Source organism: Bacillus sp. ISL-75 (assembly GCF_018613095.1).
Window position 1 is genome coordinate 200809 of the sequence record NZ_JAGGQX010000009.1, and the last position, 13575, is coordinate 214383.

Annotated in this window: 11 protein-coding genes; 1 reads left to right on the top strand and 10 read right to left on the bottom strand. The window is 39.4% G+C overall.

Annotation, left to right across the window (positions count from 1 at the left end; genetic code table 11):
- The 10 genes from rsmB to J7E63_RS03365 all read right to left on the bottom strand — a co-directional run bounded on the left by rsmB (window position 1) and on the right by J7E63_RS03365 (window position 11542).
- A complete protein-coding gene (gene rsmB / locus J7E63_RS03320; RefSeq protein WP_215010259.1) occupies window positions 1–1350 on the bottom strand; it encodes a 16S rRNA (cytosine(967)-C(5))-methyltransferase RsmB in 1350 nt (449 codons plus the stop codon).
- 1 nt (window position 1351) lies between these two features.
- The gene (fmt, locus tag J7E63_RS03325; RefSeq protein ID WP_215010260.1) at window positions 1352–2290 is read right to left on the bottom strand and encodes a methionyl-tRNA formyltransferase; all 939 of its coding nucleotides are present in this window, start codon (window positions 2288–2290) and stop codon (window positions 1352–1354) included.
- Window positions 2287–2772 (bottom strand): peptide deformylase, encoded by a 486-nt coding sequence (def, locus tag J7E63_RS03330; protein ID WP_215010261.1) that lies wholly within the window; start codon window positions 2770–2772, stop codon window positions 2287–2289. Before def ends, fmt begins: the two co-directional genes overlap by 4 nt.
- Window positions 2773–2888: 116 nt before the next feature.
- The gene (gene priA / locus J7E63_RS03335; RefSeq protein WP_215010360.1) at window positions 2889–5300 is read right to left on the bottom strand and encodes a primosomal protein N'; all 2412 of its coding nucleotides are present in this window, start codon (window positions 5298–5300) and stop codon (window positions 2889–2891) included.
- The gene (gene coaBC, locus J7E63_RS03340; RefSeq protein WP_215010262.1) at window positions 5287–6510 is read right to left on the bottom strand and encodes a bifunctional phosphopantothenoylcysteine decarboxylase/phosphopantothenate--cysteine ligase CoaBC; all 1224 of its coding nucleotides are present in this window, start codon (window positions 6508–6510) and stop codon (window positions 5287–5289) included. The genes priA and coaBC overlap by 14 nt, the downstream gene beginning before the upstream one ends.
- Window positions 6511–6711: 201 nt before the next feature.
- Window positions 6712–6930, bottom strand: coding sequence for a DNA-directed RNA polymerase subunit omega (rpoZ, locus tag J7E63_RS03345; protein ID WP_088086339.1), 219 nt, complete (start codon window positions 6928–6930; stop codon window positions 6712–6714).
- Window positions 6930–7547 (bottom strand): guanylate kinase, encoded by a 618-nt coding sequence (gmk, locus tag J7E63_RS03350; RefSeq protein WP_214731260.1) that lies wholly within the window; start codon window positions 7545–7547, stop codon window positions 6930–6932. The genes rpoZ and gmk overlap by 1 nt, the downstream gene beginning before the upstream one ends.
- 10 nt (window positions 7548–7557) lie before the next feature.
- The gene (gene remA, locus J7E63_RS03355) at window positions 7558–7821 is read right to left on the bottom strand and encodes an extracellular matrix/biofilm regulator RemA (protein WP_026566410.1); all 264 of its coding nucleotides are present in this window, start codon (window positions 7819–7821) and stop codon (window positions 7558–7560) included.
- Between the two features lie 60 nt (window positions 7822–7881).
- A complete protein-coding gene (locus tag J7E63_RS03360; protein WP_215010263.1) occupies window positions 7882–8757 on the bottom strand; it encodes a YicC/YloC family endoribonuclease in 876 nt (291 codons plus the stop codon).
- Between the two features lie 106 nt (window positions 8758–8863).
- Window positions 8864–11542, bottom strand: a complete 2679-nt coding sequence (locus J7E63_RS03365; RefSeq protein ID WP_215010264.1) for a calcium-translocating P-type ATPase, SERCA-type — start codon at window positions 11540–11542, stop codon at window positions 8864–8866.
- 231 nt (window positions 11543–11773) lie between these two features.
- Between J7E63_RS03365 and J7E63_RS03370 the strand changes: the two genes are divergently transcribed.
- On the top strand, window positions 11774–13483 hold the full coding sequence (locus J7E63_RS03370) for an Rqc2 family fibronectin-binding protein (RefSeq protein ID WP_215010265.1): 1710 nt from the start codon (window positions 11774–11776) through the stop codon (window positions 13481–13483).
- Window positions 13484–13575: the final 92 nt, after the last annotated feature.

Sequence of the window (13575 nt, forward strand, 5' to 3'; positions counted from 1 at the left end):
TTACACCTTCTTCCTTAAAACTGCAATATAGAACCCATCTGACCCAAGATCTTGTGGGAATATCTGTACATCAAAACCTGTAATCAATGGTTGGATAGCTTCAGGCATCCTGTTTTTAAATGATAAATCTCCTTCGAATTCAGGGTTATTCTCTAGGAATGTCTTAACCGTGTATTCATTTTCCTCTTTATCTACAGTACAAGTACTATAGACAAGGATGCCATCCTTTTTCAATAAAGGGGATACGGACATTAATAAGTCTTGCTGGATCGTACTTAACCGCTCAATATCCTTCTCTGTTTTTGTGTATTTCATATCAGGCTTTCTCCTCATTACTCCAAGACCCGAGCACGGAGCATCCAGAAGGATACGATCAAATGATTCTTTGTTGAATTTTTCCTGTATTTGTCTGGAATCAGAAACGCTTGTTTTTATATTTTCTAACCCTAGTCGCTTGGCATTATCATTGATTAATCTGACTTTGTGCTGATGGAGATCAACCGATATAACTTCTCCCGTATTATCCATTTTTTCAGCGATATGTGTACTTTTACCACCTGGTGCTGCACAAGCATCAAGGATAAATTCGTTTTGCTTTGCCCCTAATGCATAGGCGGCGAGCATCGAGCTTTCATCTTGAATAGTAAACATTCCATATTTAAAAGCAATGGTAGACGCTAAATTCCCCTTTAACGATCTGATCGCCTCAGGAATAATTGGACTTTTTTCGATTTGAAAACCATCTTCTTCTAAAATCGCAACACATTCATCTCTTGAAATTTTCGTGAGATTAACTCTAGCTGTTTGCAATGGTGCTGTTAGGTTAACTTCACACATTTCTTTTGTTTTTTCATAGCCAAATTGGTTAACCCATCGAGTAATTAGCCATTCAGGGTGGCTAGTTTCAAGTGATAGTCTTTTGTTTGGGTCCGAGACTTCCTCCATGGATGGGAGCCCTTCTCTTTGAATACTCCGCAATACTCCATTTACCAAACTTGCTATCCCCTTATGACCACGACTTTTGGCAATTTCTACTGCTTCGTAGATCGCTGCTCTGTCCGGAATTCGATCGAGATAAATCATTTGATAAAGCGTTAGTCTAAGTAAATGATGAACCCAATTGGCTAATTTTTTATTATCTTTGACAAAAGGCTCTAAATAATAGTCAAGTGCCATTCTTCTTTGTAAGGTTCCATAAGTCAATTCCGTTAGCAGTCCGACGTCTTTAGGAGACAATTCGTGTTTTTCAATTGTATTATTAAGAAGTAAATTGCTGTAAGATTGGTTTTTCTCAATAGCAACTAAACTATCCATTGCGATTGCCCGTACATTATTTATTGTTGAAGTCATTTTATTCTCCCAGCTTGGTGCCTATTGAAATTTTTGAACCCCGTAAAAATTGTTCACTCATCATTTTTGTTTTTCCAGAGGGCTGAAGTTCAATGATTTTGATTGCCGTTTCATTACCGGTTGATACCGAAAAGCCATCCGATTCTATATTAATGATTGTTCCAGGTACTTCCATTTTCTGTCCAGATACCTTTTCTGACCGCCATATTTTTAAGACCTGACCATTCACGGTTGTAAACGCAACCGGCCATGGATTTAGAGCACGAATATGATTAAAGATTTCTTCACCTGTTTTTGTCCAATTAATTTTTTCTTGGTCTCGCTTAATATTGGCAGCAAATGTGGCTTCTTCATTGTTTTGAGGCTTAGGCGTCAGACGGCCTTCCAAAAGAAGCGGCAAAGTTTCTGCCAACAATTTAGCCCCGGCTGTACTTAATTTAATGTGCAATGTACCAACATTGTCCTCTTCAGCAATTGGGACTTCAATACTTGTTAAAATATCCCCAGCATCTAATTTTTCAACCATATACATGATGGTAACACCTGTTTTTTGTTTTCCTTGCATAATTGCATAATGAATAGGAGCACCACCACGAAGTTCTGGGAGCAGAGATGCATGAACATTTATACAACCGTATTTAGGCGCTTCTAACAGCTTATTGGGTAGGATTTGCCCAAACGCAGCAGTAACAATTAAATCTGGATTCAAGGATAGGATTTTTTCAAGTTCTTCTTCTTGACGGATTTTTTCCGGTTGAAAAACAGGAATAGAATGTTTCAAGGCTTCTACCTTAACCGGGGGAGGTGTTAAAATCTTTTTTCTTCCCACCGGTCGATCTGGTTGTGTAACTACTCCAATGACATCATATCCATCTTTAATCAGTTGTTGTAAGATTGGCACAGAAAAATCTGGAGTACCCATAAAAACAATTTTCGTCATTCAACTTCTACTCCTTTTAACTCATCTTCCTCGAGATATCTCGTCACTTTAGATGTAAATAAAATCCCGTCCAGATGATCGATTTCATGTTGAATCGCCCTTGCTAGGAATTCTTCTGCTTCTAATGTGTATTTTCTGCCTTTACGGTCAAATGCTTCAATTTTAACAAAATTGGACCTTGTCACTTCACCGAATAATCCAGGGAAACTTAAACAACCTTCTGGTCCAGTTTGTTCACCGGATGTTTCTATTATTACTGGGTTAATCATTTCGATTGTCCCTAATTCATCATCGATATCAACAATTGCGATGCGTGCGTCCAATCCAATTTGCGGAGCAGCTAGTCCCACCCCATCAAATTCAATCATCGTGTCATACATATTATCAAGTATTTTTGCAAGCTTTTTATCAAACTTAATCACTGGCTTGCAAGTCTGCTCAAGTATCTCAGCAGGGTAATTTATTACTTTGAGTATAGGCAAATTATTTCCCCCAATAATTCCATTCTTATATAGGCGTTTTAAATTTATTAATTGCTTACATTTTCACCAAAAATGCGAAATAATAACCTTTGATGACCAGGTTACCTTTGGCTAACTTACATTAATATAAATGGATTTACATCTATTGAAACCAATAAGCCGCTTTTAGTATCTTTCTGGTGTTGATCCAAGATGGTTTTTAACATTTTTGTCAAGTTCGGTTCCCGCTTGTATTTTATCAGACATTGATAGCGATATCTATTATTAATCCTAGGAATCGGCGAGGCTGCAGGTCCTAAAACGACGGCATCCTTTGAAACCTGTGAACGTACATAATTAACAATTTTCTCTGTCGCTGTAACGACAGTCATCAACTGGTCATGACTGACTGTTATGAGGGACAGATAATAGAAGGGTGGATAATGATGGGTTTTTCGAATCATCATTTCTCTTTGGTAAAAGAGATCATAATCCTGTGTTCCCGCAAGTTCGACACTATAGTGTTCAGGGGTGTAGGTCTGAATGATGACCTCCCCCGGCAATTGATGACGTCCCGCTCTTCCGCTTACCTGTGTTAATAATTGAAATGTTTTTTCAGACGCACGGAAATCAGGTAAATGCAGCATCGTATCAGCCGAAAGCACACCAACCAGGGTGATATTTGGGAAATCCAGCCCTTTTGCAATCATTTGAGTCCCGAGGAGAATATCTGCTTTGCCATTCTGAAAATCAGTTAATAATCGTTCGTGTGAGCCCTTTCGACCAGTTGTATCAACATCCATCCGAATAACTCTTGCTTCTGGAAGAATTTTACCAAGCTCGTCCTCGACCTTTTGAGTACCAGTCCCAAAATACCGAATATAATCACTGGAACACTCCGGGCATTGCTTTGGAACATGGCTTTCATACCCGCAATAATGGCATTTCATTTGTTCATTTACTCGGTGGTAGGTAAGCGATATGTCGCAGTTTGGGCAGATCATCACATAACCGCAGTCCCGGCACATCACAAATGACGAATGACCCCGTTTATTTAAAAATAAAACAGATTGTTGTTTTTTTTCTATTCGGTCCTTAAGCATATCAAAAAGCTTACGTGAAAACATTGACCGATTTCCGTCACGAAGCTCCTCACGCATATCAATGATCTCTACTGAGGGCAGGGTTTGATTATTCATCCGGTTAGGGAGCGATAATAGATGATACACCTTCTTTTGAGCCCTGGCAAACGACTCGAGTGATGGGGTAGCGCTTCCGAGCACAACCGGACAGTTATACTTTTTAGCTCTTTCAATTGCAACATCCCTAGCATGATATCGAGGCATATCCTCCTGCTTATAACTTGTTTCGTGCTCTTCATCAATAATAATAATTCCTAAGTTCTCAAATGGGGCAAAAATCGCTGATCTTGCTCCTACAGCTACTTTTACTTCTTTACGTTGAATCTTCCGCCACTCATCATATTTTTCTCCAGCTGACAAACCGCTGTGCAAAACAGCCACTAAGTCCCCAAATCTCCCTTTAAAACGATTCACCATTTGGGGAGTGAGTGATATTTCTGGTACAAGCACTATTGCTTCCTGTCCTCTTTCAATAACTTCTTGAATGGATTGGAGGTAAATTTCGGTTTTTCCGCTTCCTGTTACACCATAGAGCAAGAATACCTCATGTCGATTTGATTCAATCGCGTTTAGAATCGGCCCAATCACGGTTTGTTGGGAATTTGTTAATGGTAAGGGCTTTGTTCGTTTAAAGGTCCTATGTTCAAACGGATCGCGGTAAACCTCCATTTCATACTCAGTAAGAAGTTTCTTTTCTACAAGTGCCTTAACAGTTGAGGATGTCGTATTTAATTCAGCGACAAGCTGTCTCAATTCAACTGGTTCGAAATGATTGATAAAATAGCTCAATACTAGTTTTTGCTTTTCAGCTTTTGCTGGAAATCGGACTACTTCATCTTTCAATTCAGCAAGCGATACAAGTGGTCGGACAAACTTACGCTGTTTCTTTTTGACCTTCTCCTTAACGATGTAAAGGACTTCAAGTTTACCTTTTGCTGCTTCTTTTTGTAATAAGGGAACCACTCCATTATTCAAAGCATCTTCCCAGTCAATCATTGGATTGTTTTCAAAAAGAGTTTGAAGGGGTTCTGATAAATCAGCAGCCTTCACCCCTGCAGTAATCTTCACTTTTTTTTCGTATTTAGCTTTTAATGCTGCTGGAAGCATAACCTGAAAAGCAAAGATTTTAAAACAAAGTGTATTCTCAGTTAGCCAGTCACCCAGGTCAAGTAAATCCTTGTTTAAGATTGGCTCAAGATCCATGGGCTCGATAATTTCTCTTAATTTTTTAAATTCAGATTGTGTTTTAAGCGATGTGACAAATCCTTGGATTTTTCTCGGACCAAACGGAACGATTACCCTCATTCCCGGCTGGATTGTTCCCCACCACTGCTTTGGAATTAAATAATCGAACGCTCTATCCGTTTGTTTTGCCGGTACATCCACAATCACACTAGCTATTTCCATTTTCATCCATATCCTTCAATAGGGAAGTAATTTCTTTGATAATCCTTTTTGCTACATCACTTTTTGACATAATCGGTAAATCTATATTTGAACCAGACCGTTTGAAAAGTGTGACAATATTTGTATCTGTCCCAAACCCTGCCCCTTCCGCTTTCACATTGTTTGCAACGATCATATCCGCATTTTTCGCATTTAATTTTTTCCTTGCATATTCTTCAACATTTTCCGTTTCAGCTGCAAAGCCTACAAGCACTTGGTTCTTCTTTCTCTTACCCAACTCAAGCAGGATATCTTTCGTTCGTTCCAACTCTATACTCGAGTCACCGGCTTGTTTCTTTACCTTATGCTCATATGCAATTTTTGGACGGTAATCGGCAACGGCGGCTGTTTTAATGACTACATCCGCTGAGTCATAATACTTCAATACTGCATTATACATTTCTTCAGCGCTCTCGACCTTCACCACTTCCATACCTAATGGAGCTGGTAACCCAACCGGTCCCGAAACTAATACAACATGGGCACCTTGTTTTTTTGCCTCAACTGCAAGGGCATAACCCATTTTCCCTGTTGAATGATTGGAAATAAAACGAACAGGATCAATCTTTTCCCGTGTTGGCCCCGCTGTAACCACAACTGTTTGTCCTCTTAAGGTTTGTTGGAATTGATCGGTAAAAAATTGTTGTACGAGCTGGACGATTTTTTCCGGCTCTTCCAATCGGCCCTTTCCTACATATCCACAGGCAAGATAACCTTCACTTGGTTCAATAAATTGATATCCGTACTCAGCCAATATTGAGAGGTTCTTTTTCACAGCAGGATGGTCGTACATATGCACATTCATAGCAGGGGCAATCCAGACTGGTGAGGTTGCTGCAAGCAGGATCGTTGTTATCATATTATCGGCTATTCCACCAGCTATTTTCCCAATCGTATTTGCTGTAGCAGGTGCAACAAGGATTAAATCTGCCCAATCAGCTAAATCAATATGGGCAATGACACGCGGATTTTTTTCGTCAAAGGTATCAATATATACTTCATTACGGGATAACGCCTGAAAAGTTAATGGGGTAACAAAATTCTGTGCAGATTCACTTAAAATGACTTTTACATGAGCACCAGCCTGAACAAGCTTACTTGTTAGTGCTGCTGCCTTATATACGGCGATTCCGCCTGTAACACATAATAATATTTTTTTATCCTGTACCATTATTGGATTCCCCCGCTTCTCGTTCATTTCACTCTTTCTTTATTATGATAGAATGAATGCAATTTTTCACCTTTTTCCACTCGTAATTCGACAAATTCTACATAACGAGGATAACCAAAATAAAAAAGGCTGACATGTAAGGATTTCCCCTTTTGTCAGGCCTTCTCTCAGAAATTTACTGTCAATTAATAACTATTAAGACTACTCAGCAGATGTGTCTGCTTTTTTAGAAATTCGGTAGGTTAGTTCACCGCTGTATATTTCCTCTAGTGCTTTTCCAACATGTTTATGGGAAACGTATTTTGGCAATCTTTCATCTCTTACCTGGGACATCACACGAGCGCGCTTCGCAGCTACGGAAACAAGCGAGTATTTCGAATCAATTTTCTCAAGCAGCGAATCAATAGAAGGATATAACATTATAATTCAACCTCCAGCAATTTTTTATAGCGGTGTTCAACACGTTCTCTGCGGCAATGCTCCGCAGTAACAATGGATTTCACGCGTTCACAGGCGCGCTCCACTTGGTCATTTTCAACAACATAATCATATAATTCCATCATTTCAATTTCTTCGCGAGCTGAAAGCAGGCGGTTTTGTATGATGTCATCTGTTTCCGTTCCTCTTGTTACAATCCTGTTCTTTAGTTCAGATAAACTTGGCGGCATAAGGAAAATAAATAAACCTTCAGGGAACTTTTCTCGTACCTGACGTGCACCCTTTACTTCAATCTCTAAGAAGACGTCTTTTCCAGCATCCAAAGTGGAACGAACATAGTCAACAGGGGTACCGTAATAATTCCCGACAAATTCGGCATACTCTAACAGTTTGCCCTGTTCAATTAATTGTTCAAACTCTTCTCTTGACTTAAAAAAGTAATCCACTCCATCAATCTCCCCATCTCGAGGTGAGCGGGTTGTCATTGAAATGGAGTATTCAAAAGCTGTATCCGGATGGGAAAAAATTTCTTTTCGAACCGTTCCTTTTCCAACCCCGGAGGGCCCAGAAAGCACAATCAGCAATCCTTTTTCCTGCATTTCATAAATCCTACCCTTCATCAATTATTTCATCACGATCAGCTAAGCGGTGCGCTACCGTTTCAGGTTGTACAGCTGATAGAATAACATGATCACTATCCATAACAATCACCGCTCGTGTCCGCCTACCGTATGTGGCATCAATTAATGCTCCCCGGTCCCGGGCATCTTGAATAATTCTTTTTATTGGAGCAGATTCAGGGCTGACAATTGAAATAATTCGATTGGCAGAAACGATATTTCCAAATCCAATATTAATTAATTTTATCGACATGGTACTCATCCAATCATTAATAATATATTTTGACCGTCTCAAACAGTTTCTAAACAAGGATCACTCGATATTTTGAACCTGTTCTTTTAGCTTCTCAAGTAGACTTTTAATATCTACAACCTTTTTAGCAATGTTTGAATCGTTTGCTTTTGAACCAATGGTATTTGCTTCTCTATTCATTTCCTGGACGATAAAATCTAATTTTCTTCCAATTGGTTCCATGCTCTCAAGGGTTTGCAAGAATTGTTGAAAATGACTTTTTAATCGTGTGACTTCTTCGTTTATATCTGCTTTATCAGCAAAAACGGCTACTTCCGTCAAGATCCTCGTTTCGTCCAATTGCCCATTAACAAACTCTTCCATTCTTTTTGTTAAACGCTCTTTAAAGGATTGAACAACGAGTGGAGCAAATTTCTGGAGTTCAAAAACATGTGATTCTAATTGAGATAAAATGGCGAGCAAATCCTTTTTTAATTCTTCACCTTCTGCCATCCGCATTTGTGTTAAAAACTTGGCAGCTTCTTCTGTTGCAGCCAGAACAAGATTTTCAAGCTCTTCATTGCCAGCTTCACTTTCTTCAATATGTAAAAGTTCACTTCTACTTAGCAAATTCTGTAGTGTTAACGTTCCTTCAACATCATATTTTTCACGAGCCTGTTTGATAAATTGATAATACTCATCTAGCAGTTTCCAATCCACGTGGACTTTGCGGGTTACGACGCCTTCACCCTCTAAGCTAACATAAACTTCTACCCTTCCACGGCGGATATACTGATTAAGTTTCTTTTTCATTCTATCTTCTATTTTTAAAAGCTGCCTTGGCATGCGGATATTCATTTCACAGAAACGGTGGTTCACTGTTTTTACTTCCACATTGACAGAGAAGCAATCTGATTCTGTTTTAGCTCTTCCAAAGCCTGTCATACTTATAACCATTTTGTGCACATCCAATCTTCTGAAAAATTGATCGGCTAGCTATATTTTTCAAAAAAGACAAAAGGTAATAGAGTGGAATCTATTACCTTTTGGATTATAACACACTTTATTTTGTTTTTCTTAACAAAAATGACCCGGCTAGTAAAAAAGTTGGTATCGATGATAATCCAACAATCAACAGCCAATCCTTAGCTGCTACCGGCAGTGTGTGAAAAATAGGCTGTAATGGCGGGTAATAAATAACAACAAACATCAATGCAAGTGAAGATAAAACGGCCCAAACAAGGTACTGATTTCCGAAAGGATTTCTCGAGAGCACTGATTTCTCACTGCGGCAATCAAACACATGAATCAGCTGAGCCATGACAAGTGTTGCAAAGGCAACGGTTTGTGCATATTGCAACTTGGCAGGATCGTTATTGTAAACAATCATAAAGGATAGTAATGTTACCAGCCCTATTAGGAAGCCACGTGACACAACCTTCCAGCCCAGACCTCGCGAGAAAACACCTTCATTTGGACTTCGTGGTTTACGTTTCATTACATTTTCTTCAGGTCGATCGAGCCCTAGTGCCATAGCCGGCAACCCATCAGTAACCAAATTCACCCAGAGGATTTGGATAGGAATAAGCGGCAGAGGCAGCGCTAAAATCATCGCAAACAACATGACCAAAATTTCACCAACATTAGAAGCCAACAAGTATCGAACAAATTTGCGAATATTTTCATAGATATTTCTGCCTTCCACTATCGCAGCCTTAATCGTGGCAAAGTTATCGTCTAACAAGATAAGAGAGGAAGCTTCTTTGGCGACATCTGTCCCGGTAATCCCCATAGCGACTCCAATATCAGCGGCTTTAATAGCTGGCGCATCGTTCACACCATCACCCGTCATGGCGACAATATGTCCGCGATTTTGTAATGCTTTGACAATTTTCAGTTTATGCTCTGGTGAAACCCTAGCAAAAACTGAAACATCATCGACTATTTCTTCAAGCTCTTCGACTGTCATTTCAGATAATGCATTCCCATCAATGACCTTGCTTTTATTCGTTATAATTCCAAGTTGGGAGGCAATCGCTTTTGCAGTGATGACATGGTCACCGGTAATCATGACAGTTTTAATACCTGCTTCTTTACATTCCTTTACAGCCTTTTTCACTTCAGGTCTCGGCGGGTCAATCATTCCTTGAATACCAATAAGCGTTAAATTTTTCTCAGCTTCTCGTTCACTTAAAATAATCGTATTAGCCTGTATTGGTTTAAAGGCAATCGCGATCGTTCGAAGTGCCTGTGATGCGAGTCCATTTATTGCCTCCTGAACCTTCACTTGTGTCTCTTTATTTAAAAATTGTGTTCGCTCGTCCCAAAGAACGGATTCACTAATATCTAAAATGACGTCCGGTGCCCCTTTTGTAACTATAAAATGCCGTCCCTGCTTGTCTTTAACGTGAACACTCATCATTTTTCTGGTTGAGTCAAATGGGAATTCATTTATGATTGTAAACTCATCTAATAATTTGGGACGATCAAAACCTGCTTTCATTGCACTTACCAACAGTGCCCCTTCGGTTGGGTCTCCGTCAAGAATATAATCATCATCCTTAATGACTAAATCTGAATGATTACATAACATCCCAAAAATCAGCATTTGCTGCAATGCCTTTTCATCTTTAGGATTAATATTGCGTTCATTTCTATAGAAATTCCCTTGCGGCTGATACCCTACCCCATCAACTGTCCAAGTTTGACCCCCACTCCATAAATGGGTAACCGTCATTTTGTTTTGTGTCATTGTTCCCGTTTTATCTGAACATATGACCGAAGCACAGCCAAGTGTTTCTACTGCGGGCAATTTCCTGACAATGGCATTTTTCTTAATCATTTTTTGCACACCGAGGGATAATGCCACTGTCACGATTGCCGGCAGCCCTTCAGGTATGGCCGCAACTGCAAGAGAAACACCCGCTAAAAACATCTCATAAATGTCGTGTCCTCGCAAAACTCCAACCACTACAACCAGAACAGTTAATAGTAAGGCTACTGTAATTAGTATTTTTCCCAGCTGCTCTAAGCGGCGTTGCAATGGAGTATCTTGCGCCTCTGCATTTTGAAGCAAATCTGCAATTTGTCCCATTGCTGTTTTCATACCTGTTGCAATGACGACTCCTATCCCGCTTCCCCTCGTAATCATCGTACCCATAAATGCGATATTCTCCATATCTCCTATGCCAGGGTTAGGGTTAGTCAGGATTTCTATATGCTTGGAAACAGGGACTGATTCTCCTGTAAGTGCTGATTCTTCAATTTCTAAACTTTTTGACTCAATCACACGGACGTCGGCACCGATGCGGTCCCCACTGACAAACTTCAAAATATCCCCTACCACAATTTCTTTCGAAGGAATTTTGATCCACTGACCATCCCGGAGCACAGAGACCTGTGGTGCAGATAATGCCTTTAATGCCTGAAGTGATTTCTCTGCCCGCCTTTCTTGAAAAAAACCAAGAAAGCCATTGATAATTACGATGGCAATAATAGCAATGGCATCAATATATTCGCCAAGCAATCCGGAGATTAAGGTAGCTGCGAGAAGAACTAAGACCATAAAATCCTTAAATTGACTAAAAAATAAGAGTAAAGCTGATTGCTTTTCTCCTTCGTCCAACTCATTTAGTCCGTGCATATTAATTCTCTTTTTTACTTCTTCCTGTGATAATCCAGAAGAAAAGTCGGTTTCTAGAGACTTTTCTACTTGTTCTATCTGCATTTCATGGAATTTCATCCGACCATCTCACTTCCCCCTTTAAATACCTATAAATACTTGCTCTAAAGAAAGCTTATTCAGGGTCGTCCAAAAAAATGCTATGATATAGTGAAAGATAAATTAGAGAATAAATGGAACCCTATAGATTGGAGCGGAAATCAACGGGCACGTTTAACAGAGTAAAAATAAGACAGTATATTTTTAGTACGCTATAATTAATTCATATGAATGTAGTAAAGGATGTTTTCCATGTCATTTGATGGTTTATTTACAAAAGCAATGGTCGATGAACTTGTTCGTTCCTTGAAGGGCGGACGGATCAATAAGGTTCATCAACCCTATAAAAATGAAGTAATTCTCACGATTCGTGCCAATGGAGTTAATCAAAAGCTGCTTTTATCAGCACACCCAAGCTACGCGCGGGTCCAATTCACGAATGAAGCATACGATAATCCTAGTGAAGCCCCGATGTTCTGTATGCTGCTTAGGAAACATATTGAGGGGTATATTTTAGAGGATATATATCAAGTAGAAACAGACCGGATGATAGTACTTGAAATAAAGGGCAGAAATGAGATTGGTGATATTAGCTATAAACAATTAATTATTGAAATTATGGGCAGGCATAGCAATATCGTACTGGTAGATAAAACACGAAATGTCATTCTTGATAGTATCAAACATGTTTCCTTTGCCGTAAATAGCCACAGGGCCATTTTGCCAGGACAACCTTATGTATTTCCACCAGAACAGCATAAGCAAAATCCTTTTCATTCGAGCGAAGATGATCTATTAAGAAAAATTGATTACAATGCAGGAAAACTCGATCGCCAATTAGTTGAGCAATTTGCAGGAATCTCTCCCCTTTTTGCCAAGGAAGTTATATTCCAAAGTGGTCTTGCCAATCGTTCTACAATACCGGGAACGTTTATTCGTATGATTAAAAAGGTGGAAACCGGTGAGATTTCTCCTTCGATTATATCGTCGGGCGGTAAGGACGCTTTTTACTTATTTCCCCTTGAGCATCTAAAAGGAGAAATAAAGACCTTCCCTACACTAAGTGAATTGCTTGACCGTTTTTATTTTGGCAAAGCGGAAAGAGACCGGGTAAAGCAGCAGGGAAATGATATTGAACGATTTATTCAAAATGAAAAAGAAAAGAATGAAAAGAAAATTAACAAACTGAAGGCTACTCTGAAAGAAGCAGAAAAGGCTGATCAATATCAACGCTCTGGCGAGTTGTTAACTGCCAATTTATATGCTGCTAAGAAAGGGATGCGTGATATTGAAGTTCTCGATTATTATGATGAATCTGGTGGAACGATTTTAATTCCGCTTGACCCCAGAAAGACACCATCTGAAAATGCCCAAAAGTATTTTTCAAAATACCAAAAGGCAAAAAATGCAGTTGAAATTGTCGTTGATCAAATTGAAAAGGCCCAAGTCGAAGTAGCTTATTTTGATAATTTACTACAGCAGGTACAAGCTGCCTCTCCAAAGGATATTCAAGAAATTCGTGAAGAATTAGTTGAGGGTGGCTATATTCGCGAACGGCAGAAAAAGAAATTGAAAAAGGCTCAGAATGTTAAACCAATTTTAGATCACTTCTTATCTACAGATGGGACGGATATCATCGTTGGAAAAAATAATAAACAAAATGACTATTTAACAAATAAGCTGGCAGCAAGGGATGAGATTTGGCTCCATACGAAAGATATTCCCGGCTCACACGTGGTAATACGCAGCAAGGAACCATCTGATGAGACGATTCGTGAGGCTGCCGTTTTAGCCTCTTATTATAGCAAAGCGAGGAATTCAAGCTCTGTTCCTGTCGACTTTACGAAGGTCCGGTTTGTTAAAAAACCTAGCGGTGCAAAGCCTGGATTTGTGATTTATGACAATCAACAGACGGTTTATGTAACGCCGGATGAAGAATTGGTACTGAAATTGAAGAAATAGAAGAAAAAGAGGGCACCCGGTAGTGTACTGCACCCCAAAAGTTAGAGTAAAATCTAACTTTTGGGGTGCAGTACAAACTTGGATGCCCTTTT